We start from the raw sequence: 24,717 nt of genomic DNA, 5'->3' as shown, positions 1-24,717 counted from the left end.
CCTTGGCCGCGTCGCCGTCGAACGTCTCGGCCGGGTCGGCGTCGAACGCCTTGGCGTAGCCCGGCTTGTCGTCCGCCGGGTCTACCTGGTCCGCGACCGGGTTCGGCACCTGCGCCGGTTCGTCGTCGTCACCGTGGGCCGGGCTGAGTGTGCGGCCGAACGCGATGAGCGCGGTCAGCGCCCCCACGAACAGCACCCAGATGCCGTTGTCCACCCGCGAGGTGCCCAGCGAGGTCTGCGCCACCGCGTCCGCCTCACTGAGCGCGCTGGCGAGGTCGAGCAGCGACCGGCCGCCGACTCTGATGATCACTTCGGCGAGCAGCAGGAGGAGCCCCGGCCCGGCGCCGGCGAGCAGGTACGCCGGCCAGCGCAGCGCCGGTGCCTCGGGACCGCGGCGAACGGCTCGACGCCGTGCCCAGGTCAGGTAGCCGAAGGCCAATAGCCCGGCGAGCAGCCCGGCGACGAGCGATTCGGTACGGGACACCCACTTGGCCGCGTTGATCAACGATTCCTGGCTGTCGCCGGAGCCGAAGAGGTCGAACAGCGGATCCCGGGCGCGGCTGAACGCGACAACGAAGATCAGCGTGCCCAGCGCGGCGGTGACCACAGCACCGACCGCCGGTGCGGTCCGCGCGCCGGCCAGCGCGCCCCCGATGATCGCCGCGGCTGCCGTGGTGCCGGCGATCACGTTGGTGGTGGACGTGTCGAAGTAGGTGAGGTTGATGGCCACCGCGGCAGCGAGCCCGACCAGCATTCCGCCGCCGATCGCCCCGGCGAAGCGCAGAGTGGCCCAGTCGCCGTACCGGCGGGCCAGCAGGTTGCCAGCGGCCAGCGCGACGGCCGCCCCGGCCACCAGCGCGGCCGAGATCACGCCGGGCAGGGCGAACGCGGAGAGGCTGATCGCGGTGACCCCGGCCGCCGCCGAGGTGATTGCCTCCCGGGTGGACCAGAGCATGGCGGCAAGCCAACCGAGCGCCAGCAGCGCGAGCACTGCGGCGCCGGGGGCGGGCAGCGGCCGACTGCCGGCGATGGCCGGGTCGACAGCCGGCTCGTCCGACTCAGCGGCCGGGACGCGGCCGGGCTGCTTGGTCATCGTCTCCCCTTCGAGGCGGCAGGTCACCGACCATTCAGGGTACGCGGGCCCGCTGGGCTGCCTGTCGCCCCGGGACAGCGGGACGGATCGAGACCGGTCGGTAAGGAGAGGAGGGGTGGGGCGGTCCTTGGCGCAGGGCGGTGGCGGAAGTGGGTCGCGTGGCCCGTCGTGGGAGAATCAGGGGAGGTCCCGCCGCTGCTCGGCCTCCCGTGCGGCGTCCGGTGTCCGGCCATCCGGTCGGTGCCCGCGGGTCCGGTTTCGCCACTGCTGTCGAGATCGCCAGGAGCCTTGATGGATGCCGTGTTCTCCGTTCCCGAGCCGCGCAACGAGCCGGTTCGCAACTACGAGCCGGGCAGCCCCGACCGGGACCGGCTCCAGCGGCGGCTGACCGAGCTCGCCGCCGAGCGCATCGACCTGCCGATGACCATCGGCGGTGAGCAGCGGATGGCCGGCGGTGACCCGATCAACGTGGTGCAGCCGCACAAGCACGCCCACGTGCTGGGGGTGACCGCGCACGCCACCCACGACGACGCGCGTGCCGCGACCAAGGCGGCCAAGGACGCCGCGCCGATGTGGCGGGCGCTGCCCTTCGAGGAGCGCGCCGCGATCTTCCTGCGCGCCGCCGAGTTGCTCGCGGGTCCCTGGCGGGACACGCTCAACGCCGCCACCATGCTCGGTCAGTCGAAGACCGCGATCCAGGCGGAGATCGACGCGGCGTGCGAGTTCATCGACTTCCTGCGGTTCAACGTGCACTTCGCGCGTCGCCTGCTCGAGGAGCAGCCGGCGTCCTCGCCCGGCGTCTGGAACCGCTTCGACCACCGCCCGCTGGAGGGCTTCGTCTACGCGGTCACCCCGTTCAACTTCACCGCCATCGCCGGCAACCTGCCGTCGGCGCCGGCCCTGCTGGGCAACACGGTGGTCTGGAAGCCGGGCCCGACCCAGCAGTTCGCCGCGCACTTCACCATGCGGCTGTTCGAGGCCGCCGGCCTGCCGCCCGGCGTGATCAACATGGTCACCGGCCGGGGCGAGGAGGTCTCGGACGTCGTGCTCGCCGACCCGGATCTGGCCGGCATCCACTTCACCGGTTCGACGAAGGTCTTCCAGCAGTTGTGGCGGACCGTGGGCGACAACATCTCGCGTTACCGGGGCTACCCGCGCCTGGTCGGCGAGACCGGCGGCAAGGACTTCGTCGTCGCGCACACCAGCGCCGACGTGGACGCGCTGCACACCGCGCTGATCCGTGGCGCGTACGAGTACCAGGGCCAGAAGTGCTCGGCGGCCTCGCGGGCGTACGTGCCGCGCTCGATCTGGGAGGGTGGGCTTCGGGACCGGCTGGCCGCCACCGCCGACTCGCTGACCTACGGTGACGTGGCCGACTTCGGCAACTTCGGCGGGGCGGTGATCGACGACAAGGCGTTCGCCCGGCACACCGCCGCGCTGGAGCTGATCGCGGGCGACGACAGCTGCCGGGTGTTGGCCGGTGGCACCGCCGACGACTCGGTCGGCTACTTCGTGCGACCGACGCTCTTCGAGTGCGGCGACGCCGCCCACGAGACCTTCACCACCGAGTACTTCGGGCCGATCCTGGGCGTGCACGTGTTCGACGACGCCCGGTTCGACGAGGTCGTCGCGCAGGCGGAGTCGATCGCCCCGTACGCGCTGACCGGTTCGGTGTTCGCCACCGACCGCCGGGTCGTCGAGTCGGTCGGCGAGCGCATGCGGTACGCGGCCGGCAACTTCTACATCAACGACAAGCCGACCGGCGCTGTGGTCGGGCAGCAGCCCTTCGGTGGCGCCCGCGCCAGCGGCACCAACGACAAGGCCGGCTCCTGGCTGAACCTCGTCCGCTGGATCTCCCCGCGGACGATCAAGGAGACCTTCGTGCCGCCGACCGACCACACGTACCCTCACATGGGCTGACCGGCGACGACCCGCCGGCGGCGCGTGGGCGCCGCCGGCGGACGCCCGGAATGTGGCAATCCATCGATAGTCCTCAACGGACAGTCTGCCGCCGACAGTGCACTTAGGAAGTCCTGTCGGGTGGCAAACCGGCAAATCCTGGACGCCGGGTGCGCAAAGTGGCAGCGTAGTGGCCATGGCGGATTCCGGAGTCAACCCTACGGCGGCGGCCCTGCTCGGCCTCCTCCACGAGGGCCCGATGACAGGCGGTCAGTTGATGGCCGCCGCTGAGCGCCGTCTGGCGCCGTACTGGTCGATGACCCGCAGTCAGGTGTACCGCGAGTTGCCGGTGCTGGCTGAGCGGGGTTACGTGCGGCTCGGCAAGCCGGGCCCGCGGATGAGCCAGCCCTACGCACTCACCGCCAGCGGAAAACGAACGTTTTCCCGCTGGCTCGCGGAGAACCCGGGGCGGGACACCATCCGCAACCCGATAGCGCTCCGGATGGCTTTCGGCAACCTGCACTCCGCCAGCCAGCTGAAGGGCCTGTACGCCTCGGCCAACGAATACCACACCGAGGCCCTCGCCCAGGTCCGGGAGCAGGTGAAGAACGCCAAACGGGACGGCGAGACGTACGACGCCAGCGCGCTGGAGTTCGCCGTCGCCTACCACCGGGCGGCCCTGTCGTGGTTGAAGTCCGCCCCCGTCGGGTGACGGTCAGCGGGTTCGCGCATAGGGAACGAGCTGCTCCGCTCCCGGCACAGTACGCTTGCTTGTCGTGACCGCTGCCGATTACGCCGAACAGCTCAAGGAACTCGACGCGACCCTGCGAAACATCGAGGCCGTCCTCAACCTCGACCGGCTCCACGAGGACAAGGCCCGCCTGGAGCAGGAGGCCTCCGCCCCCGACCTGTGGGACGACCAGGCCAAGGCCCAGCAGGTGACCTCGCAGCTGTCGTACGTCAACGGCGAGATCAGCAAGCTGGGCAGCCTGCGTTCCGGCCTCGACGACGCCCAGGTCCTGTTGGAGCTGGCCGAGGCCGAGGCCGACCCGGGTGTGCTGACCGAGGTCGAGTCGGAGATCACCGGGCTGACCAAGGCCATCCAGGAGATGGAGGTCCGCACCCTGCTCTCCGGCGAGTACGACTCCCGGGAGGCGCTGGTCGCCATCCGGGCCGGCGCGGGTGGCGTGGACGCCGCGGACTTCGCCGAGATGCTGCTGCGGATGTACCTGCGCTGGGCGGAGCGGCACGGCTACCCGACCGAGGTCTACGAGACCTCGTACGCCGAGGAGGCGGGCCTGAAGTCGGCCACCTTCGCGGTCAAGGTGCCGTACGCGTACGGCACGCTCAGCGTCGAGTCGGGCACGCACCGGCTGGTCCGGATCAGCCCGTTCGACAACCAGGGTCGTCGGCAGACCAGCTTCGCGGGTGTCGAGGTTCTGCCGGTCACCGAGCAGACCGACCACATCGACATCCCCGAGAACGAGGTTCGGGTCGATGTCTACCGCTCGTCCGGGCCGGGTGGGCAGAGCGTCAACACCACCGACTCGGCCGTGCGCCTGACGCACGTCCCGACCGGCATCGTGGTGACCTGCCAGAACGAGAAGTCCCAGTTGCAGAACAAGGCCTCCGCGCTGCGGGTGCTCCAGGCCCGACTGCTGGAGCGCAAGCGCCAGGAGGAGCAGGCCAAGCTCGAGGGTCTCAAGGAGAATGCGGCCGGCTCGTGGGGCGACCAGATGCGCTCCTACGTCCTGCACCCGTATCAGATGGTGAAGGATCTCCGAACCGAGCAGGAGACCGGCAATCCGAGCGCGGTCTTCGACGGCGAGTTGGACAGCTTCATCGAGGCGGGTATCCGTTGGCGCAAGCGGCGGCAGCTCGCCGGCGACGGTGCGTGACGGCGCGCGGGCGGAGCGCGTCATCGATCTCCAGGTAGAGGCCTGATTCGACGACTCGTGCCGGATCGGCGGGGCGTGGGGCTTGGCTCAGTTGTTACACCGCGTAGACTCACCACCCGTGATTCAGCTTGAGCAAGTGACGAAGACGTACCCGAAGGCGTCCCGGCCTTCGCTCGACAACGTGTCCGTCTCGATCGAGAAGGGCGAGTTCGTCTTCTTCATCGGTCCATCCGGCTCCGGCAAGTCCACGATCATCAAAATGCTGCTGCACGAGGTGGCCCCCAACAAGGGGCGCGTCGTCGTCAACGGCAAGGACGTCACGTCGATGCGCTCCTGGAAGCGACCCCACTTCCGGCGCTCGATCGGCTGCGTCTTCCAGGACTTCCGGCTGCTGCCCAACCGCACCGCCTACGAGAACGTGGCGTTCGCCCTCGAGGTGATCGGCAAGACGAAGGCGGTTGCCCGCCGGGTCGTGCCGGAGGTGCTGGAGCTGGTCGGGCTCGGTGGCAAGGAGCACCGCTACCCGCACGAGCTCTCCGGTGGTGAGCAGCAGCGGGTCGCCGTCGCCCGGGCGTTCGTGAACCGTCCGCTGATCCTGCTGGCGGACGAGCCCACCGGAAACCTGGACCCGGATACCTCGATCGAGATCATGCGCCTGCTGGACCGGATCAACCGCACCGGCACGACCGTCGTGATGGTCACCCACGACTCCAACATCGTGAACCAGATGCGCCGCCGCGTCGTTGAGATTGAGAGCGGTCGCATCGTGCGTGACCAGGCCCGCGGCGTCTACGGGTGAGCCGGCGCTCCACCCCTGCGCAGCCTGACGACGAACACCTCATGCCGGAGACCCGGAGGAAATCCCGATGCGCGTGAAATACGTCCTGTCCGAGGTACTGGTCGGACTGTGGCGCAACGTGACCATGTCCATCGCGATGATCATCACGATGGCGGTCTCGCTGACCATGCTCGGCGCCAGCGGTCTCATGTACCGCCAGGTCGACGACATGAAGGACCTCTACTACAAGAACATCGAAGTCTCGATCTTCTTGACCCAGGAGGTGACCGAGCAGGAGCGCACCGAACTCCAGACCAAGCTCGACAGCGACCCCCTGGTCAAGGACGTCCTCTACGTCAACAAGGACGAGGCGTACAAGCGCTTCAAGGAGATGTACCAGGACGCGCCGGACCTGGTGAACGCGGTCAAGCCGGACCAACTGCCCGAGGCGTTTCGGCTCAAGCTGAACAACCCGGAGCAGTACAAGAACGTCTACGACCAGTACAAGGACACCGCTGGCGTCGAGGAGATCATCGACCAGAGTCGACTGCTCGACAAGATCTTCAACATCCTCACCTCGATCCAGAACATCGCCCTGGCTGCCGCCATCGTGATGGCGGTCGCCGCCCTGCTGCTGGTCGCGAACACCATTCAGGTGGCCGCGTACAGCAAGCGGCGTGAGGTGGCGGTCATGAAGCTGGTCGGCGCGTCTAACTGGTTCATCCAGGCGCCGTTCGTGCTGGAGGCCGTGGTGGCCGGCCTGATCGGTTCACTGCTCGGTCTGGTGGCCCTGGTCGCGGCGAAGTATCTGCTCTTCGACGGGTCGTTGAGCGCGTTGCAGGGTCTGCTCTCGCCGATCACCTGGGGCGACATCCTGTTCATCTTCCCGTTGATGGCTGGCGTCGGTGGTCTGGTCAGCGCGGGTACCGCCTGGATCACCCTGCGCTTCTACCTGCGGGTCTAGGCACCGTACGGGTCGTCCCGTGGTCTCCCGAGGACCCTCCCGCAGCCGGAAATAAACGGCGCGGGAGGGTCCTTGTCATTCGGGTAGCATGATCGGTTGTCCGGCCGGGGTGAGCCCGGCCACGGACGCCTGGAGAGGGGGTGGCACCGATGCCACGGGAAAAGGGGCGCAAGGTGGTCGCCTCCAACAAGAAGGCGCGTCACGACTACGCCATCTTCGACACGTACGAGGCGGGCATGGCGCTGACCGGCACCGAGGTCAAGTCGCTGCGGGCCGGGCGGGCGTCACTTGTCGACGCGTTCGGGCAGGAACGTGACGGCGAGTTGTTCCTGCACGCGATGCACATCCCGGAGTACACCCAGGGCACCTGGACCAACCATGAGCCCCGGCGTACCCGCAAGCTGCTGCTCAACCGGGGCGAGATCGACAAGCTCCTCGGCAAGACCCGTGAGGGCGGTTTCACCATCGTCCCGTTGCAGGTCTACTTCTCGGACGGCTGGGCCAAGGTCGAGATCGCCCTGGCCAAGGGCAAGAAGTCGTACGACAAGCGTCAGGACCTCGCCAAGCGGGACGCGGACCGGGAGATCGCCCGGGTGTCCGGTCGACGCGGCAAGGGCATGGACGATTAGTTCATCCTGTTTGTCCGGGTCGGCGTGCCGGCCCGGGGCTCGGGATGAAAGCTGTTGCGGCAGGCGTTAGTCTTGTCAGTGCCGCCACATCGGCGGCCTGTCGAGGGGGTGACTGGTTTCGACTTCGTACGCAGCGACAGGGGAAGCGAGCCGAGGAAGCCGACGTCGTCTCGAGAATCGGTCGTCGGAAACTTATAAGCGCCAAGCAAAATCGCGCTGACTTCGCTCTCGCCGCCTGAGGCGAGTAGCTAAGTCTGTCGGCCTGGGAACGCCTTCGTCCCAGTAGCCGGCATCAGCTAGGAGGCTGGCCAATCGGACCCGGTCGCGGGGTCCGTGCGGCGAGATTAATCAGCGACTGGGCCCGTCACACCAACTTGCTCGCGTGAGCGGTGGGGCCGAGTAGAGGCACAGCGAGCTGCGCTCGGAGAAGCCCTGACAAACCGGCGAAGGACCCGGGTTCGATTCCCGGCACCTCCACCACCTCGAAGCGAAGCGCCCCGGCCCACCAGCCGGGGCGCTTCGTTGTTCGCGGGGTCTTACGCTGCCCCCTGTGAACAACCAGGAGCTGCGTCTGTCGGTCGGCGCGTCGCCCGGCCAGCGCGTCGTGGCGGTGGTGTTCGGCGTCCTGCTCACGGCGGTCGGCGCGGCGTTCGTGGCACTGCCCCTCGTCGCCGACGGGCTGTTGCGCCGGCTGACCGGCCCGGGTGACGCGTTCGCCTCCTATGAGGAGGCTCGCGACCTGCCACCGGGGCTGCTGCCGCCCGGTCTACGCGACTCCGCCGACCCGAACCAGTCCGGTCCCAGCCTGTTCATCGGCCTGTGTGGCCTGCCCTTCGTCCTGCTCGGCCTCTACCTGGTGCTGCGGGTGCTCCGCACGGCCGCCTGGCTGGACGGCAGCCGGGCGCGGGTACGCGGTGCGCTGCGCACCCGCACCATCGACCTCGCCACCGCCCGGATCGAGTCCGGCGCGGTGTCGTACCGCGAGGCGGACGACGGTCCAGCCGGCGAACCGCAGGTGCGGGCCGTCCGTGCGACCGACCCGGGGAGTGCCCGGGGGGTGACGATCCCGCTGCGCGGCATGGGGCTGCCCGTCCTGCCGCCGTCCGAGCTGCGGGCGCTGGCCGAGGCGATCACGACGGGTCGACCGGGCGACGAGCGGGCCGGCGACGCGCGTGCCGTGGCCGAGCACCTGCGCCGGCTGGCAGAGCGCCCGTCGACCGACTGAGGCGGTCGTCGGTCCGAGGAGGCCCGTGCGGCGCTGGGGGCCGCACCGGCGTGGCTGGTGGGGTCATTGGGTTCAACGGGGCAGATGAGACCGCTCAGGGCCCTGGACAGGGCGGGCCGGGCAGCCTCACCATCGCGGTATGGGATAGCAGCGCCGCCGCGCGGGAGGTGCCAATGGTCACCCGTCCGGTCCAGCAGCCGTCAGTCGTCGCCCGACCGCGCGTCGCGCATCCGGCGGGGCTCCCCGCCGATCCACATTCCATCGGTCTACCCGGCGCGCCGCGTCCGGCCGGCCTCGCCGGTGACGTGCACGCCCTCGGCCGGGCCGTCGCCGTCGCCAGCACCGAGCCGCGCTGGCGCGAAGAGGTTCTCCTTCGGCTGCGGCCGGTGCGCCAGGGCTTCGCCGAGCACGTCCGGGACACCGAAGGCCCCACCGGCCTCTACCGGGAGTTGCTCACCCAGTCGCCCCGACTGGACCACGGGGTGCGGCTGCTGACCCGGGAGCACGTGGCGATCGTCGCCGCGATCCTGGCGGTTCAGCAGATCGCCGAGCGGCCCGAGACGCGCCCCGATGAGTTGCGACACCGGGCCGGACACCTGCTGCGGCGGTTGGCCCGGCACCGGCGGCGCGGCGCGGACCTGCTCTGGGAGGCGTACCAGACGGATCTGGGTGGCGAGACCTGACCTCAGGTCGGGAACCGGTAGGTCGGCGGAGGCGTCGAACCGTACATGAAACGGCCTGCCCTGCTGCTCGTACTCCCGGTGCTGCTGATGGCGGGCTGCGCCGCGACCGACGCCGGTCCGGCCGGCGGCCCGCCCAGCCCGACGCACGGGGCGAAGGCGTTCGACCAGCGGGCCGCCCAGGTCGCCGAGGCGTGGCGGCCCGGCCCCGACTGGCGCACGGGCTACGTGCCGTTGGAGGGACCGACGGTGCTCACCGGTGACCCGGGCTTCACCCCCGAGACCGAGGCGGCCTTCCGGGCCGGGTGGTACCGCGCGCAGGTCGGAATTCCGCCCACCCGGGTCGGCGCCGAGATCCAGTTCCCGGACGGGCGGTTGACGCTGCCGTTGGTCAGTGCCGCCGAGGCGTACCGGCAGCTCGACCAGGGTGACCCGCTGCCCTGCCCGGGGCGGCCGAAGCGGCCCGGCCTGCCCACCCCCGGCGGCCCCACTGTCGAGCCGGGGCCCGACGGGTGGACCACGAGCAGCACGCAGACCGCCTGTCTCCCGCTCACCGTCACCGCTGTCACGTTCGGCGCCGTGCCGGTGCGCACGAGCCGGGGCGTGGCACAGGTCCCGGCCTGGCTGTTCACCATCAAGGAGCTGGCCACCCCGGTGGTCCGGCTCGCCGTCGCGCCGACGGCGGTCACCCCCGTCCCCGAGCCGACCACGCCGGCCCGGCCGCTGCCGGACGGGTTGGTGGCGGCTCAGGACCTGGCCGCCGTCGACGACGCCCGGCTGACAGTGCGCCTCGGCGTCGGCGCGTGCGACACCGGGATCACGCCGTTGGTGTGGGAACGGCCGGACGTCGTGGTGGTCGGTGGCGGCGTCACCCGGGCCACCGGCGAATGTATCGCCCTGCTGAAACTGGAGCCGGTCACCGTGACCCTCGCGGCGCCGCTGGGCAGCCGGCCGGTGCTGGACGTCTTCACCGGTGCCCCGCTGTCGATCGGACCGCGCTGACTCGGCTCAGAGGATGCTGGGCACGTCGGTGCTGATCGGCACCGGCAACACGGTGGGCCGGTCGGCGCGTAGCCCGGCGGAGAGCGCCGCGCCGAGCTGATCGGGGGTCTCCACCACCTGCGTGGCACAGCCGTAGCCGGCCGCGATCGCGATGACGTCCAACCCCGGCAGGTCCAGGCCGGGCACCCCGGGAGTGTGCTTCAGCTCGGCGAACGCCTTGAGGATCGCGTACTGCTGGTTGACCGGGACGACGACCACCACCGGCAGTGCCAGGCGCGCGGCCGTCCAGAGCGCCTGCACCGAGTAGTGGAAGGAACCGTCGCCGATCACCGCCACCACCGGGCGACCGCGCCCGGTGTCCCGCTCGGCCAGTGCGATGCCGATCGCCGCCGGCAGGCCGTAGCCGAGGCCGCCGCTGGCCATCGTGAAGTACGACGCCGGGCGGGTGATCCGTAGCTGACGACGCAGCGCGGACAGATTGGATGGTGACTCCTGGATCAGCACGCCGTCGGTCGGCCAGTGCGCGGCCAGCGCGGCGAACAGGGCGTCGGCGCTCAGTGGGGTGCCGACCTCCGGCGGTGGCAGTGCGTCCCGTCGGGTGGGTGCCGGCCTGTCGCTCGGCGGCACCCCTTCGACCAGCGCGGCCAGGGCCAGCCCCGGGTCGCTGAGCAGGCTGTCGCCGACCGGGGCTCGCGCGGCCTCGTCGGGGTCGTCAGTGATGTGCAGCAGCCGGGCGCCGTCGGGCAGGTGCCCGCCCGGCACGTACGGGTAGTAGCGGAACACCGGAGCGCCGACAACCAGCACCGTGTCGTGCCCGCGCAGCGCCTCGGCGAGCGGACCGATCGCGTACGGCAGCACGCCGCGGAAGTGCGGGTGGTCCTCGGGGAACACCGCCCGCTCGGTGGCGGGAGCCGACCAGACCGGCGCGGCGAGCCGCTCCGCCAGCGCGATCGCGGTCGCCCAGCTCGCTGAGCGGTCCACCCCCGGCCCGTACACGAGCACCGGGTTGCGGCTGCCGGCCAGCACCCGGACGAACTCCTCCAACCGCTGGGGGTCGGGCGCGAACCGGGTGGCCACCGTTCGCGGCGCGGGGGGCGGGTCGGCTGGCTGGGCCCAGTCGTCCATCGGCAGGGAGAGGAAGACCGGCCCGGCCGGTGGCTGCACCGCCGTCGCGTACGCCCGCAGCATCGCCGCGGGGATGTCCTGCGCCCGGGCCGGCTCGTAGGCCCACTTCACGTAGGGCTGCGGAAGCTCGGTGGGTCGGCGGCTGGCCAGCCGGGGTTCCAGGAGCAGCATCTCCCGGGTCTGCTGGCCGGCGGTGACGATCAGCGGGGTCTTGTTGTGCCAGGCGGTGACCAGGTTGCCCATGCCGTTGCCGGTGCCCGGTGCGGTGTGCAGGTTGACGTGGGCGGGCACTCCGCTGGCCTGGGCGTAGCCGTCGGCCATCGCGACGGCCGTCGCCTCGTGCAGCGCGTGGACGTAGTGGAAGTCGGCGGGGAAGTCCTGCAGGAACGGTTCCTCGGTGGAGCCGGGGTTGCCGAAGACAGTGGTCATACCGAGGGTGCGGAGCACGTCGTACGTCGCGTCCCGGACAGTTGCCATCGCCACCCGCCTCCGTGTCGCGGGCAGGGGCGTCCGCGGTCGCCCTCCCGATCAGCCGAATCTATCGGGATGTGACGGACCTTTCGGGCGTTTCTCGGCCGTCGGTGGCCCCGATCGGTCGATCACCGGGAGCTCCGCCGTCGGGTGCGTCGGCCCTTCGTCTTAACTGTCCGATCACCCGCCGGTCAGACCTTAGCCAGCACCCAGCACGCAGGCTATGGTGCCAGGCATGGCGTTGACAGGGCGGCTGAACCCGATGCGGCGGGCGGATCCGGTCGATGACCGGCCCCCGGCGCGGGCTCACGGTTGACGGGTGTGTGGCATGCAGGGAGAGGGCCAGGCGATCGGCGGACGAGCGATGGAGTCGATGACCGGGCGGCTGCTGGTCGCGACTCCGGCGCTCAAGGACCCGAACTTCGACCGTACGGTCGTGCTGCTGGTCGCCCACGAGCCGGGCGGCGCGCTCGGCGTGGTGCTGAACCGGGCCACCGAGGTGCCGGTGGCCGAGGTGCTCGGTGACTGGAGCGACCTGGCCCGCCACCCGGCGGTGCTCTTCGAGGGTGGCCCGGTGCAGCCCGACTCGGCCATCTGCCTCGCTCGGATGCGGCACCCGATGCGCCGGGTGAAGGGCTTCCACCAGGTTTCCGGGGCGGTCGGCACCATCGACCTCTCGGTCGACCCGGAGCGCCTGCGGGAGAGCATCGGCGGCATCCGGGTCTTCGCCGGCTACTCCGGCTGGGGCAGCGGCCAGTTGGAGCAGGAGATCGCCGACGGGTCCTGGTTCGTGCTGGACGGGCTCCCCGGGGACGCCTTCGTCGACAGGCCCGACGACCTGTGGCCGATGGTGCTGCGCCGGCAGGGCGGGATGATGGCCGCCGTCGCGCACTTCCCGCCGGACGTGGCGCTCAACTGACCCGCTCGGCGGGGGACCCCGCGAGATGACCATGCGGGCCCGTCTGTGTATAGTTTCCCAGTGCCCGGGCGACCGGGATGACAGCAAGGGGCCGTGGCGCAGCTGGTAGCGCACCACACTGGCAGTGTGGGGGTCAGGGGTTCGAGTCCCCTCGGCTCCACCCTTGAGAAACGCCCTGGTCGGGATAATCCGACCAGGGCGTTTTGCTGCGTCAGGAGGTGGCCGGTGCTGGCTGGAGCGTTCATCTCGGTGGTCTACGCATTCCTCGGATGGCTCGTCGCGTTCACCGCCAGGGCGTCGGTGCGGCCGTCGGTCGACATGTACCGCAGCCCCGGGGTGCGGACCACCATGACCATGAAATCGATCGAGCACTGGTACGCGGCACACCGCCGGGTCGAGCGCCCCTTCTATCGGACCGGGATGCTGTTGGCCGTCGCGTCTCCGCTGCCGGTCATCCTCGGCGCCGCATTCGGGGACCCGCCGGTGATCGCGGCGGTCCTGGTGCTCGCCGTGCTGGTAGTGCCCTACCTGCTCTACCTGGGCCATGTCGGCAACCGTGCCGCGCACGCTGTGGACGACGAGTCGTGAGTCGGCCGGCCACCCGGACAGTGGCGGCCAGGGCGTCGTCGAAGCCGCGGCTACCGAACGATCGGTGACCACTCCCGCTGGCTGGCGATCGTCACCCCGGGGGTCCGGTAGTAGGGGTCCTCGGCGACCACGGCGGCGAACGCTTCGGCGTCCGGGACGTCGAAGATCAGCAGTGCTCCGGAGTCGTCGGCGAACGGCCCGGCCATGACCAGCCGGCCTTCCTGGTGCAGGGCCTGGAGACGCTCCCGGTGCGCCGGCCGGGCCGCGAGCCGGTCGGGTTCGTCGCCGAAGGACAGCTCCAAGATGAACACCGGTTCCTCCTCATCGGGGCGATCTTCCGAATCACCCTAGTCGATCCGCCGAACCGCCTCGGCACGCAGAACGCCCCGACCGGATGACCCGGTCGGGGCGTTGGCGACTAGATGTTCGGTATGGGCTGAATCAGCCCTGGCGGCTCTTCCACTGCGGGTTGGCGCGGTTCACCACGACCACCCGGCCGCGACGGCGGACCACCACCGAACCCGGCTTCTGCTTCAGCGCACGCAACGAGCTACGTACCTTCATGTCTGCCTCCTCGGTGCTAGCGGTTCCGAGTATCGAAACGCCGCACCTACCCGCGGGATTCCCGGCCGGTCAGCGTCGAACCTTTGCCGTCTCCGGGCCGTACCAGTGGGCGGAGGTCATCCTCATGCCCGTACGCCGGCTCCTCGCCACGGTGCTGGTCGCTGCCGCGACAGTGCCCCTGGCCGCCACACCCGCCGCCGCCCACGGCGCCCCGACCGACCCGATCAGTCGCGCGGCGGCCTGTGGCCCCGAGGGTCGGTACGCGGCCACCAGCGCCTGCCGGGCGGCGGTCAGGGCCGGCGCGGCGGTCCGCGAATGGGACAACGTGCGTGTTTCCACTGTAAACGGGCGAGATCGGGAACGGATTCCGAACGGTGAGCTGTGCAGCGGCGGACTGTCCGCGTACCGGGGACTGGACCTGCCCCGCACCGACTGGCCCAGCACCACGCTGACCACCGGCGCGGCGTTCACCTTCCGGTACCGGACCACCATCGAACACCGGGGCACCTTCCGGCTCTACGTCACCACGCCCGACTACGACCCCCGCAAGAAGCTGACCTGGGCGGATCTGGAGTCGCGCCCGTTTCTGACGCTGACCGACCCGCCGGTGCGGGCCGGGGCGTACCAGTTGGCGGGCCGGTTGCCGGCGGGCCGCAGCGGCCGACACCTGATCTACACGATCTGGCAGAACTCCAACACGCCGGACACCTACTACTCCTGCTCGGACGTGGTGTTCCGTGGCGCCAAGGCCACCGGTGCCACGGCCACCGCCACCCCGGCGAAGGCCGGCGCGACGAAGAGCGCGGCGGCTGCTCCGCGTACCGCGGCGAGTGGGCCGGCCGCCACCGAGACGGCGGTGGCGGCGGCGGCCGACCCGGGCGTGCCGGTGGCGTCGGTGACCAACCTCGGCGGCCGGTGGCCGGTGCTGGCCGGCGCCGCCGCCGTGCTGCTCCTGGCGCTGCTGCTGATCGGTGCCGGACGGCGACGTCGCAGCGCCGCCGCACCGGTGGGCCGGCAGTGCGAGGTGCGCAACCACCGGGCCGGGCGGCGCCGGATCTGGTGATCGGACCCGCCCGGGACCCGGCGGCGTTCAGCCCAGGTGGCGTTCGATCTCGGCCAACTCGTCGGCAGTGAAGTCGAGGTTGTCCAGCGCGGCGATGTTCGTCTCCAACTGCTCGACGCTGCTCGCCCCGATGATCAGGCTGGTCATCCGCGGGTCGCGCAGCGCCCAGGCCAACGCGAGTTGGGCGAGGGACTGGCCGCGCCGCTCGGCGACCGCGCCGAGCCCACGGATGGTCGCCATCTTCTCCTCGCTGAGGTCGCTCTCGTTGAGGAAGACGCTGGTGCGGACCCGCGAGTCGGCCGGGATGCCGCCCAGGTAGCGGTCGGTCAGCAGGCCCTGGGCCAGCGGGCTGTACGCGATGCAGCCCGCACCCACCTGCTCCAGCGTGTCGAGCAGGCCGTCGGACTCGGTCCAGCGGTTGAGCATCGAGTACGACGGCTGGTTGATCAGCAACGGCGTGCCCAGCTCGCGCAGGATCGCGGCGGCCCGCGCGGTCTGCTCCGAGTTGTAGTTCGAGATGCCGACGTAGAGCGCCTTGCCGGAGCGGACGATGGCGTCGAGCGCCCCCATCGTCTCCTCCAGTGGGGTGTCCGGGTCGAACCGGTGCGAGTAGAAGATGTCGACGTAGTCCAGCCCCATCCGGCCCAGCGACTGGTCCAGCGACGAGATCAGGTTCTTGCGCGAGCCCCATTCGCCGTACGGGCCGGGCCACATCAGGTACCCGGCCTTGCTGGAGATGACCAACTCGTCCCGGTACGGCTTCAGGTCGGTGGCGAGCATCCGGCCGAAGTTCTCCTCCGCCGAACCGGGCGGCGGGCCGTAGTTGTTGGCCAGGTCGAAGTGGGTGACACCCAGGTCGAAGGCGCGGCGCACGATGTCGCGCTGCCGTTCGAACGGGCGGTCCGGACCGAAGTTGTGCCACAGCCCGAGCGAGACGGCAGGCAGTCGCAGGCCACTGCGTCCGCTGCGCCGGTAGGTCATGGTGTCGTAGCGGTCATCCGCAGCGAGGTAAGTCACGATCATGAGCCTAGCTCCGGCCCAGCGTGGCGCGGATCGGGCGTGGAAACCGGGACATCGGGGTAGTTTCGACGCCATGCGTTTCATTGCGCTCGACACCCCCAAACCGCTGTCCAAGATCGGGTTGGGCACCTGGCAGTTCGGCTCCCGGGAATGGGGGTACGGCCCGGACTTCGAGCAGCAGGCGGCGCAGATCGTCCGGCGGGCCGTCGAGCTGGGCGTGACGGTCTTCGACAGCGCGGAGGTCTACGGCTTCGGGCGCAGCGAACGCATCCTCGGCGCGGCCCTCGGCGACGACCGGCCGAAGGTGGTGGTCGCCAGCAAGATCCTGCCGGTGCTGCCGGTGGCCGCCGTGGTGCAGCAGCGCGCTGTCGCCTCGGCGGCCCGGCTCGGCGTCACCAGCATCGACCTCTACCAGGTGCACCAGCCCAACCCGCTTGTCGCCGACCACACCACGATGCGCGGCATGCGCACCCTCCAGGACGTCGGGCTGGTCGGCGAGGTCGGTGTGAGCAACTACGGGCTGCGCCGCTGGCAGGTCGCCGAAGCGGCGCTCGGCCGGCGGGTGCTCAGCAACCAGGTCCGCTACAGCATGCTGGACCGCGCACCCGAGCAGGACCTGCTGCCGTACGCGCGGCAGGCCGGTCGGGTGGTCATCGCGTACAGCCCGCTGGCGCAGGGCTTCCTCTCCGGCCGCTACGACGCCAAGAACCCGCCGACCGGCGCGGTCCGGCGCGCCAACCCGTACTTCCTTCCGGAGAACCTGGAGCGCGGCGCGGCCCTGATCGACACAGTGCGCCAGGTCGCCGACGCCCACGACTCCACCCCCAGTCAGATCGCGCTGGCCTACCTGCTGCGCCACCCGAACGTGCTCGCCATCCCCGGGGCGTCCGGGGTCGAGCAGATGGAACGCAACGCCGCCGCCGCCGACATCGACCTCGCCGACGACGAGTACACGGCGCTGGCCGAGGCCGCTAAACGCTTCCGCCCGATCACCGGACTCGCCGCGATGCCGGCGATGCTGCGTGCCCGGTTCGGCAAACCAACCGGAAAGTGAGCACAGTGGACGACATCACCGCGCTGATCCTGGACGACCACGCCGCCTTCCGGCGCGGCTTCGCCCGCCTCGACGACGCCCGCGACGAGCAGGAGATGCTCGCCATCTGGGACGCCCTCGCCCTGCACCTGGACATCCACGCCGAGGCGGAGGAGGCGATCCTCTACCCGCACCTGGTCAAGCACGGCGACGACGGCGAGGACGAGACCGCCGACGCGATCGGCGACCACAACAAGATCCGCGATGCCATCGCCGAGGCGAAACTGCACCCGGTCGGCTCGGACCAGTGGTGGGAGGCGGTCGGCAACGCCCGCCGGGAGAACAGCGAACACCTCGCCGAAGAGGAAGACGAGGCGCTGCCCGACTTCCGCCGGCACGCCAGCACCGAACTCCGCGCCGAACTGGGCCAACGCTGGCTCACCTTCTACGGCGAACACAAGAACGGCCGCAACCTCCCGTTCCGCGACAAGGACCCACAGCAGTACGTCGCCGACCACCGCTGACATCTCCCCGGCGCGGGGGAGTCGCCGGGACCGGTCCGGGCCGCAGAATGACGAGGTGACCCTCCGAGCGGCACTGGCCCCGCTGGTCGCCGGCACCACCTGGCGACGCGGCGTGTTCCTGCTGCTCGGCGGCGTGCTGGCGCTGCCGTACGGGCTGCTCGCGGTGACCTTCGCCCAACTGCTCGCCGACTCGGAGATCCCCCGCTCACTGTCGTACGCGCTGCTGTTGATCGCGGCGCTGATCGCCGTGGTGCCGCTGCTCCTGGACGGGAGCCGGGCACTGGAGATCGCCGCCGTGCGGGCTCTGCTCGGCGTCGACCTGCCCGAGCCGGAGCTGGGGCACCACGGCGACCGGGAGACCCGGCTGCGCAGCGCGCTCTGGATCGCCACCCACCTCATCGTCGGCGCCGTGGTGATGATCGCGCTGTTCAGCGCCCTGCCGATGGCGCTGGCGTTCATCGCCCAACAGTTCGGCATCGGCACCGAGCTGACCAGCAAGGAACAGTTCGGGCCACTGGACGGGCAGGACAGCGGCTGGCTGACAGTGGCCGGGGTGCTCCTGCTGGTCGGCCTCGGCTACGCCGTCGCCGGGCTCGGCGCGCTCGCCGGATCCATGGCCCCGGTGCTGCTCGGCCCGGCTCAGGCGGAGCGGATCGCCGCCCTCGAAGCACGGGCCGCCCGGCTCGCCGAACGCAACCGGCTGGCCCGGGAGCTGCACGACTCGGTCGGTCACGCGCTGACAGTCGCCACCCTCCAGGCCGGAGCCGCCCGCGAGGTCCTCGACACCGACCCCGAATTCGTCCGGCGGGCGCTCACCGCCATCGAGGACGTCGGACGGACCGCCATGGACGACCTCGACCACGTGCTCGGACTGCTCCGGGAGAACGGACGCGACAGGCCCGTTGTGGCGCCGCAGCGTACCCTCGCCGACCTGGACCGGTTGGTCACCGACGCCCGCGCGGCCGGCCTGACCGTGCACGCGCAACGCGCCGGCGACCCGACCCGGCTGCCCGCTGTGGTCTCCCGGGAGGGCTACCGGATCGTCCAGGAAGGACTGACCAACGCGGCCCGGCACGGCCACGGTCCGGTGACGGTACGCCTGGACCTGCACAGCGACGCGCTGGAGCTGGAACTGGTCAACGCGGTGCGCCGCCCCGACCGGGCCCAACGGGCGCGGGGCGGTCGAGGCCTGGACGGCATGCGGGAGCGGGTGCTGCTGCTCGGCGGCCGGCTCACAGTGGGCCCCGACGGCGACCGGTGGCTGATCCGGGCCCGCCTGCCGTACGAGGAGACGACATGACGACCGGAGTGCTGATCGTCGACGACGACGAGCTGATCCGGGTGGGGCTGCGGGCCATCATCGACGCCCAACCCGACCTGCACGTGCTCGCCGAGGCTGCCGACGGCGCCGAGGTGCCGCCGCTGGTCGCCCGGCACCGGCCCGACGTGGTGCTGATGGACGTGCGGATGCCCGGCATCGACGGTATCCAGGCCACCCGGCACCTGCTGGCCACCTCCGCCGACCCGCCCCGGGTGCTGGTGGTCACCACCTTCGCCAACGACGAGTACGTCTACGAGGCGCTACGCGCCGGCGCCTCGGGGTTCCTGCTCAAACGGGCCCGGCCCGCCGAGGTGGTGGAGGCCGTCCGGGTGGTCGCTGCCGGCGAGTCACTGCTCTTCCCGGCCGCGATCCGCCAACTGGTCGGGGCGTACGGGCCGGCGGGCGGCGACCGGTTGACCGCCGCCCGGCTCACCGAACGGGAGGCCGAGGTGCTGCGGTTGATGACCACCGGCCGGTCCAACCCGGAGATCGCCGCGCACCTGGTGGTAGGGGTGGAGACGGTCAAGACGCACGTCGGCAACGTGCTGGCCAAGCTGGGCGTCCGCGACCGCACGCAGGCCGTCATCGCCGCGTACGAGTCCGGCTTCGTCACCCCGTCGGGCTGATCGGTCCCCCCACCGGGGGAGTGGGTTCACCGCCGGCCGGGAGGGAATCCGGTGGCTGTCCGTCGAGGCTGAGACCATGACAACGATCACTGCCTCCCCGTCCCGTACCGGCTCCCGCTGGCCGGACCGGCTCGCCCCACTGGCCGCCGGTTGGCTCGGCCTGTGGGGCGTCCTCGCCCTGATCGGCACGCTCACCGGCGCCGGCTACCCGTTCGGCCCGAACGACCCCCACGGCGGCGACGTCAGCCTGCTGCGCCTCGTGCCGGTCGAGGTGGCCACCCCGCTCTTCGCCGGCGTACTGCTCGCCGCCGCCGTGGCCGCCCTGGCCATGAGCCGTCCGGGGGCGCGCCCACCCGGCCCGCTGCGGGCGCTGCTCGCCGGCTACGGCTGGGCTGTCGCGTTCGTGCTCGTCCTGGTCGTGCCGGACGTCCGGGTGCTGGTCGTCCTCGGCTACCTGCCGATACTGATCGTCGGTGCGCCGTTCGGGTGGCCGCCGGTCGACTACGCCGACATCTTCACCTGGGCGCTGTTCGGCCGGTTCGCGGCGCTGGCCGGCGGGCTGCTGCTGGCCGGTGCGGTGCTCGCCTGGCAGCGGCGCACCGCCGCGGCTTGCGTGGGCTGCGGCCGCAACCACACCGACCGAGGGTGGACCACCCCGGCCGCCGCCACCCGCTGGGGCCGGTGGGCCGCCGGCATCGCCGCCGTCATCCCGTTCACGTACGCGCTGACCCGGTTCGCCTGGGCGGCCGGCATCCCGCTCGGCATCTCCCGCGAGTTCCTGACCGAGATGCAGGACACCGGGCTGGTCTGGGCCGGGTTCGGGTTGGCCGCGTTCGCCACCGTCGGCGCGGTCCTCACCCTCGGCCTGGTCCAGGGCTGGGGCGAGCGGTTCCCACGCTGGATGCTCGGGCTCGCCGGCCGCCGGGTGCCGGTGAAGCTGGCTGTGGTGCCCGCCACAGTGGTCGCTATCTCCGTTACCGCGGCCTCGCTGGGGCTGCTCAGCAACCCGAAGTTCTGGGAACTCACCGGCGGGTTGAGCATCACCGGGGCGCCGATGCTGCTCTGGCCGGTCTGGGGCGTGGCGCTCGGCGCGGCCACGTACGCATACCACCTGCGCCGCCGTGGAGCCTGCCGGCGCTGCGGTCGGGGTTGAGCGGGAGTGGGGGTGCTCCCTGATGCCGGGGCACCCCTGCGGATGTGAGCTAGCGTGGGTTGGGTGACTGCGCCTACCCCGGTAATCCCGGTTCCACCGGCCGACCTGCCCGGCACGCTCGGCGCGCTACGGGCGGCCGGTCACCAGTACCGCACCGTCAAGCAGGAACTCCGCGACAACCTCCTCGCCCGGATGCGCTCCGGCGAGACCCGTTTCCCCGGCATCGTCGGCTACGACGACAGCGTGCTGCCCGAGGTCGAGCGGGCACTGCTCGCCGGGCACGACATGGTGCTGCTCGGTGAGCGCGGCCAGGGCAAGACCCGGCTGATCCGCTCGCTGGGCGCGTTGCTCGACGAGTGGACCCCCGTTCTGCCCGGCTCGGTGCTCAACGAGCACCCGATGCACCCGCTCACCCCGGCGTCCCGCGCCCAGGTGGCCGAGGCCGGTGACGACCTGCCGATCGGTTGGCTGCACCGCTCGATGCGGTACGGCGAGAAGTTGGCCACCCCGGACACCAGCGTCGGCGACCTGATCGGTGACGTCGACCCGATCCGCATCGCCCAGGGCCGTACTCTCGGCGACCCGGAGACCATCCACTTCGGGTTGGTGCCGCGCACCAACCGAGGCATCTTCGCCGTCAACGAGCTACCCGACCTGGCCGAGCGCATCCAGGTGGCGCTGCTCAACGTGCTGGAGGAGCGGGACATCCAGGTTCGCGGCTACCAGCTGCGTCTGCCACTGGACCTGCTCCTGGTGGCCAGCGCCAACCCGGAGGACTACACCAACCGGGGCCGGATCATCACACCGCTCAAGGACCGGTTCGGCGCGGAGATCCGCACCCACTACCCGGTCGACCTGGAGTTGGAGCTGGCGCTGATCCGCCAGGAGGCCGACCTGGTCGCCGAGGTGCCGGAGCACGTGCTGGAGGTGCTGGCGCGTTTCGCCCGCGCCGTGCGGGAGTCGCCGTCGGTGGACCCGCGCTCCGGTGTCTCCGCCCGATTCGCCATCGCCGCCGCCGAGACGGTCGCCGGTGCCGCGCTGCGCCGTGCCGGTCTGCTCGCCGCCTCCGACACCCCGGACGGACGCCCCGAGGCCGCCGTCGCCCGCGTCGGTGACGCGGTGTCGGTGACCAGCACGTTGCGTGGCAAGGTCGAGTTCGAGAGCGGCGAGGAGGGCCGGGAGATCGAGATCCTCGCGCACCTGCTCCGTACCGCGACGGCCGAGACGTTCCGGGCCCACCTGGCCGGGCTGGACCTGTCCGGGTTCACCGCACTGGTCGAGGACGGCGCCGCGATCGAGACCGGCGAGTTGGTCAGCGCCGCCGAGCTGCTGCGCCAGGTCGGCACCGTACCCGGGTTGGCGAAGGTTCTGGACCGGCTCGACCTGGGCGACGCACCCACCTCCGAGGAGGCTGCTGCCGCCGTCGAGTTCGTGTTGGAGGGGCTGCACCTGACCCGCCGGCTCGGCAAGGACGTCACCGACACGGGGCGCACCGTCTACGGCGGCCGGGGCTGACAGTGGCCGGCAACCGGTTCCGTTACGGGCAGTGGAACGGCGGGCCCGACCCGCTCGCACCCCCGTACGACGTGCGCGAGGCGGTGGACGCGGTCGGTGCCGAGGTGCTGGCCGGCGGCAGCCTGCGGGAGGCGCTGCGTGACCTGCTGCGCCGTGGCCCGCAGGGGCGGGGTGGCCTGGACGACCTGGCCGCCCGGGCTCGGCGGCTGCGCCGGGAGGCGCTGCGCAGGGGCGACCTGGACGGGGCGGTGACCCGGGCCCAGGCCCTGCTCGACCAGGCCCTCGCCGCCGAGCGGGACGAGCTGCGGGGTCGCGACGACGACGCCGCGCGGTTCGCCGAGGCGGTGCTGGACAATCTGCCGCGCTCGACGGCGCGGGCGGTGGAGGAGCTGTCCGGCTACCAGTGGGCCAGCGACGACGCGCGCCGCTCGTACCAGCAGATCCTCGACCAGCTCCGCGACGACGTGCTCGGCCAGCGCTTCGCCGGGCTGCGTGACGCGGTGCGCGCCTCCGCCGACCCGGCCGCCCAGCAGCGGCTCGCCGAGATGATGGGTGACCTGAACGACCTGCTCGCCCGGCATGGTCGCGCGGAGGACACCACCGACGCGTTCGCCGAGTTCATGCGCCGACATGGCGACTTCTTCCCGGAGAAGCCGGAGAACGTCGACGAGTTGATCGACGTGTTGGCCCGCCGGGCGGCGGCCGGTGAGCGGCTGATGAACTCGCTCTCCGAGCGGCAGCGCGCCGAGTTGGCCGGCCTCATGCAGCAGTCGCTCGGCGACCGCCTGGCGGGGGAGTTGTCAGCGCTCGACGCGAACCTGCGGGCGCTGCGACCCGATCTGCGCTGGGGGAGGGGTGAGCGGGTCCGCGGCGACCAGCCGTTGGACTACGCCGACGCGGCCGGCGCGCTGGGTGAGATCGGCGACCTGGACGACCTGCTGGACCAACTCGACCAGGAACACCCGGGGGCGACCCTCGACGACGTGGACGTCGACGCGGTGGCGCGCACGCTGGGCCGGGACGCGGCAGACGACGTTCGCCGGCTGCGCGATCTGGAGCGGGAACTGCGCCGCCAGGGTTGGGTGAGCCGGGACGCCGAGGGGCTCACACTGAGCCCGAAGGCGCTGCGCCGGCTCGGCGGGACCGCGCTGCGGCAGGTCTTCGCGGAGCTGACCGCCGGGCCGCGCGGCCAGCACGACCTGCGCTCGGCCGGTGCGGCGGGCGAGGTCAGCGGCGCGTCCAGGCCCTGGCAGTACGGCGATGAGCAACCGTTGGACGTGGTCCGGACGTTGACTCGGGCGGTCAGTCGGGCCGGGCCGACGGTCCCGGTGCAGCTCTCGGTGGACGACTTCGAGGTGGTGGAAACCGAGAGGCGTGCCTCGGCCGCAGTGGTGCTCTGCGTCGACCTGTCGTACTCGATGATCTCTCAGGGTCGTTGGGGGCCGATGAAGCAGACGGCGCTGGCGCTGGCACACCTGATGGAGACGCGTTTCCCGCAGGACGCCCTGCAGATCGTGGGCTTCGGCCGGGAGGCGATGACGCTCACCCAGCAGGAGTTGGCGGCAGTGGAGCCGGACATGGAGCAGGGCACCAACCTCCAGCACGCGCTGCGGTTGGCGGGCCGGCACCTGCGCCGGCACCCGGACGCCGAGCCGATCGTGCTGGTGGTCACCGACGGCGAGCCGACCGCGCACCTGGACCCGGACGACGGGGAGGCGCTGTTCCACTGGCCGCCGCTACCGGAGACGATCGAGGCGACGGTCCGCGAGGTGGACCGGTTGAGCCGCTACGGTGCCACGCTCAACCTGTTCATGCTCGGCGACGACCCGGGCCTGCGGCGCTTCGTCGACGCGGTGGCCCGCCGCAGCCGGGGCCGCATGTTCACCCCGGACACCGACGACCTGGGCGAGTACGTGGTCAGCGACTACCTCCGCTCCCGCCAATCCCGCCGCTAACTCCCGCCGCGGCGGGTTGACTGGGGGGATGGAGAGCGGGGGATTGCGGCGGGCCTACGGTGCCCTGTTCGCTGAGGTCGACGCGGGCGGGTTCGGTCCGGCTCCGGAGGGGCAGCTCAGTGCCGAGCAGATCGTCGCGCATCTGGTCGCCAACGACGAGCTGATGATCCAGGCCACCGAGGCGTTGCTGGCCGGGTCACCGTTCGCGTACTACGAGCCGGCGGAGGACATGCACCGCCCGCAGCTCGACGCGCTCGCCGCCGAGCACTGTGGTCTGCGTGGCCTGACCGCGCTGCTGCACGGCACCAGCGACCGGCTGTGCGGGCTGGTCGACCAGCTCGGCCTGGCAGCGGAGACCCCTGTCGAGACGCACCTCCGCGAGGGCTTCGACCTCGTCGTCGACGAGCCACTGCCCTGGTCCCGCACCCTGGACCTGCACACCCGGGTGCACCTGCCGAAGCACCAGTCCCAGTTGCACCTGCTCCGCTCCTGAGCGACGCCGCTCGGAAGGTCGGTGTCGCCGGTCTTGTGCAAGTGAGCGTGATGTCCGTGAGTCCGCCCTCCGCCGATCTTGCACTTTCTGTCCCGACGAAAGCCGCATAAAAGGGCAATTCAACAACAGTAAGTGCAAGATCGCGGGGCGGGGCGGCGGGGCGGGCGGGGCGGGGCCGG

Annotated in this window: 24 protein-coding genes, 1 tRNA gene, 1 other RNA gene and 1 pseudogene; 22 read left to right on the top strand and 5 right to left on the bottom strand. The window is 71.3% G+C overall.

Annotated features, from left to right (window positions below; translation table 11 throughout):
- Positions 1-109: 109 nt before the first annotated feature.
- Positions 110-1,093 (bottom strand): annotated as a pseudogene (locus NIE111_RS06585) (hypothetical protein); the annotation flags it as partial.
- Between the two features lie 291 nt (positions 1,094-1,384).
- Between NIE111_RS06585 and pruA the strand changes: the two are divergent.
- From pruA to NIE111_RS06535, 10 genes are all read left to right on the top strand, one after another.
- On the top strand, positions 1,385-3,013 hold the full coding sequence (pruA, locus tag NIE111_RS06580) for an L-glutamate gamma-semialdehyde dehydrogenase (protein WP_238683520.1): 1,629 nt from the start codon (positions 1,385-1,387) through the stop codon (positions 3,011-3,013).
- Between the two features lie 175 nt (positions 3,014-3,188).
- Entirely contained in the window at positions 3,189-3,704 is a 516-nt protein-coding gene (locus tag NIE111_RS06575) for a PadR family transcriptional regulator (protein WP_238666587.1), read from the top strand.
- Between the two features lie 64 nt (positions 3,705-3,768).
- Positions 3,769-4,890, top strand: coding sequence for a peptide chain release factor 2 (gene prfB / locus NIE111_RS06570; protein ID WP_238683519.1), 1,122 nt, complete (start codon positions 3,769-3,771; stop codon positions 4,888-4,890).
- 118 nt (positions 4,891-5,008) lie between these two features.
- The gene (gene ftsE / locus NIE111_RS06565; RefSeq protein ID WP_030331491.1) at positions 5,009-5,689 is read left to right on the top strand and encodes a cell division ATP-binding protein FtsE; all 681 of its coding nucleotides are present in this window, start codon (positions 5,009-5,011) and stop codon (positions 5,687-5,689) included.
- Between the two features lie 67 nt (positions 5,690-5,756).
- Positions 5,757-6,632 (top strand): permease-like cell division protein FtsX, encoded by an 876-nt coding sequence (ftsX, locus tag NIE111_RS06560; RefSeq protein ID WP_238683518.1) that lies wholly within the window; start codon positions 5,757-5,759, stop codon positions 6,630-6,632.
- 149 nt (positions 6,633-6,781) lie between these two features.
- Positions 6,782-7,261, top strand: coding sequence for an SsrA-binding protein SmpB (smpB, locus tag NIE111_RS06555; RefSeq protein ID WP_238683517.1), 480 nt, complete (start codon positions 6,782-6,784; stop codon positions 7,259-7,261).
- Between the two features lie 104 nt (positions 7,262-7,365).
- Positions 7,366-7,741: a transfer-messenger RNA gene (ssrA, locus tag NIE111_RS06550) on the top strand.
- A gap of 70 nt (positions 7,742-7,811) precedes the next feature.
- Positions 7,812-8,486: a hypothetical protein gene (locus NIE111_RS06545; RefSeq protein ID WP_238683516.1), complete on the top strand. Its 675-nt coding sequence runs from the start codon at positions 7,812-7,814 to the stop codon at positions 8,484-8,486.
- 173 nt (positions 8,487-8,659) lie between these two features.
- Entirely contained in the window at positions 8,660-9,169 is a 510-nt protein-coding gene (locus tag NIE111_RS06540; RefSeq protein WP_238683515.1) for a hypothetical protein, read from the top strand.
- 45 nt (positions 9,170-9,214) lie between these two features.
- Complete coding sequence (locus NIE111_RS06535; RefSeq protein ID WP_238683514.1) at positions 9,215-10,168, top strand: hypothetical protein; 954 nt, start codon at positions 9,215-9,217, stop codon at positions 10,166-10,168.
- A gap of 6 nt (positions 10,169-10,174) precedes the next feature.
- Here the strand turns inward: NIE111_RS06535 and mdlC are convergent, their stop codons facing one another.
- A complete protein-coding gene (mdlC, locus tag NIE111_RS06530) occupies positions 10,175-11,770 on the bottom strand; it encodes a benzoylformate decarboxylase (RefSeq protein WP_238683513.1) in 1,596 nt (531 codons plus the stop codon).
- 322 nt (positions 11,771-12,092) lie between these two features.
- Here mdlC and NIE111_RS06525 point away from each other — a divergent pair, with 322 nt between their 5' ends.
- The 3 genes from NIE111_RS06525 (at position 12,093) to NIE111_RS06515 (ending at position 13,271) form a co-directional block, all read left to right on the top strand.
- Entirely contained in the window at positions 12,093-12,683 is a 591-nt protein-coding gene (locus NIE111_RS06525; RefSeq protein WP_112582369.1) for a YqgE/AlgH family protein, read from the top strand.
- A gap of 87 nt (positions 12,684-12,770) precedes the next feature.
- Positions 12,771-12,843 (top strand) — tRNA-Ala (locus tag NIE111_RS06520).
- Between the two features lie 65 nt (positions 12,844-12,908).
- Complete coding sequence (locus NIE111_RS06515) at positions 12,909-13,271, top strand: SdpI family protein (protein WP_238683512.1); 363 nt, start codon at positions 12,909-12,911, stop codon at positions 13,269-13,271.
- A 50-nt stretch (positions 13,272-13,321) separates the two neighbouring features.
- On the opposite strand, the gene NIE111_RS06510 is transcribed toward NIE111_RS06515, so the two are convergent.
- Both NIE111_RS06510 and NIE111_RS06505 read right to left on the bottom strand, forming a co-directional pair.
- Complete coding sequence (locus NIE111_RS06510) at positions 13,322-13,582, bottom strand: YciI family protein (protein WP_238683511.1); 261 nt, start codon at positions 13,580-13,582, stop codon at positions 13,322-13,324.
- Between the two features lie 130 nt (positions 13,583-13,712).
- Entirely contained in the window at positions 13,713-13,835 is a 123-nt protein-coding gene (locus NIE111_RS06505; protein WP_030490864.1) for a 50S ribosomal protein L36, read from the bottom strand.
- A 124-nt stretch (positions 13,836-13,959) separates the two neighbouring features.
- On the opposite strand from NIE111_RS06505, the gene NIE111_RS06500 reads away from it, so the two are divergent.
- Positions 13,960-14,898 carry a lytic polysaccharide monooxygenase gene (locus tag NIE111_RS06500; RefSeq protein WP_238683510.1) on the top strand — a complete coding sequence of 313 codons (939 nt, stop codon included), beginning with the start codon at positions 13,960-13,962 and terminating at the stop codon, positions 14,896-14,898.
- Positions 14,899-14,925: 27 nt separating this feature from the next.
- Here NIE111_RS06500 and mgrA read toward each other — a convergent pair whose 3' ends face one another.
- Positions 14,926-15,921 carry an L-glyceraldehyde 3-phosphate reductase gene (gene mgrA / locus NIE111_RS06495; protein WP_238683509.1) on the bottom strand — a complete coding sequence of 332 codons (996 nt, stop codon included), beginning with the start codon at positions 15,919-15,921 and terminating at the stop codon, positions 14,926-14,928.
- 70 nt (positions 15,922-15,991) lie between these two features.
- Here mgrA and NIE111_RS06490 point away from each other — a divergent pair, with 70 nt between their 5' ends.
- From NIE111_RS06490 to NIE111_RS06455, 8 genes are all read left to right on the top strand, one after another.
- Positions 15,992-16,972 (top strand): aldo/keto reductase, encoded by a 981-nt coding sequence (locus NIE111_RS06490; RefSeq protein WP_238683508.1) that lies wholly within the window; start codon positions 15,992-15,994, stop codon positions 16,970-16,972.
- On the top strand, positions 16,969-17,475 hold the full coding sequence (locus NIE111_RS06485; protein ID WP_238683507.1) for a hemerythrin domain-containing protein: 507 nt from the start codon (positions 16,969-16,971) through the stop codon (positions 17,473-17,475). The genes NIE111_RS06490 and NIE111_RS06485 overlap by 4 nt, the downstream gene beginning before the upstream one ends.
- A gap of 55 nt (positions 17,476-17,530) precedes the next feature.
- Complete coding sequence (locus NIE111_RS06480; protein WP_238683506.1) at positions 17,531-18,775, top strand: sensor histidine kinase; 1,245 nt, start codon at positions 17,531-17,533, stop codon at positions 18,773-18,775.
- Positions 18,772-19,422 (top strand): response regulator transcription factor, encoded by a 651-nt coding sequence (locus NIE111_RS06475; protein WP_238683505.1) that lies wholly within the window; start codon positions 18,772-18,774, stop codon positions 19,420-19,422. Before NIE111_RS06480 ends, NIE111_RS06475 begins: the two co-directional genes overlap by 4 nt.
- A 76-nt stretch (positions 19,423-19,498) precedes the next feature.
- On the top strand, positions 19,499-20,575 hold the full coding sequence (locus NIE111_RS06470) for a hypothetical protein (protein WP_238683504.1): 1,077 nt from the start codon (positions 19,499-19,501) through the stop codon (positions 20,573-20,575).
- Positions 20,576-20,629: 54 nt separating this feature from the next.
- The gene (locus NIE111_RS06465; RefSeq protein WP_238683503.1) at positions 20,630-22,090 is read left to right on the top strand and encodes a magnesium chelatase ATPase subunit I; all 1,461 of its coding nucleotides are present in this window, start codon (positions 20,630-20,632) and stop codon (positions 22,088-22,090) included.
- Between the two features lie 2 nt (positions 22,091-22,092).
- On the top strand, positions 22,093-24,045 hold the full coding sequence (locus NIE111_RS06460) for a VWA domain-containing protein (protein WP_238683502.1): 1,953 nt from the start codon (positions 22,093-22,095) through the stop codon (positions 24,043-24,045).
- A 28-nt stretch (positions 24,046-24,073) separates the two neighbouring features.
- On the top strand, positions 24,074-24,538 hold the full coding sequence (locus tag NIE111_RS06455; protein ID WP_238683501.1) for a hypothetical protein: 465 nt from the start codon (positions 24,074-24,076) through the stop codon (positions 24,536-24,538).
- Positions 24,539-24,717: the final 179 nt, after the last annotated feature.

It is taken from the genome of Micromonospora hortensis (genome assembly GCF_022230935.1).
GTDB lineage: Bacteria > Actinomycetota > Actinomycetes > Mycobacteriales > Micromonosporaceae > Micromonospora > Micromonospora hortensis.
Note: the sequence above shows the minus strand (reverse complement) of the source record. Positions and strands in the feature narration are given on the sequence as shown.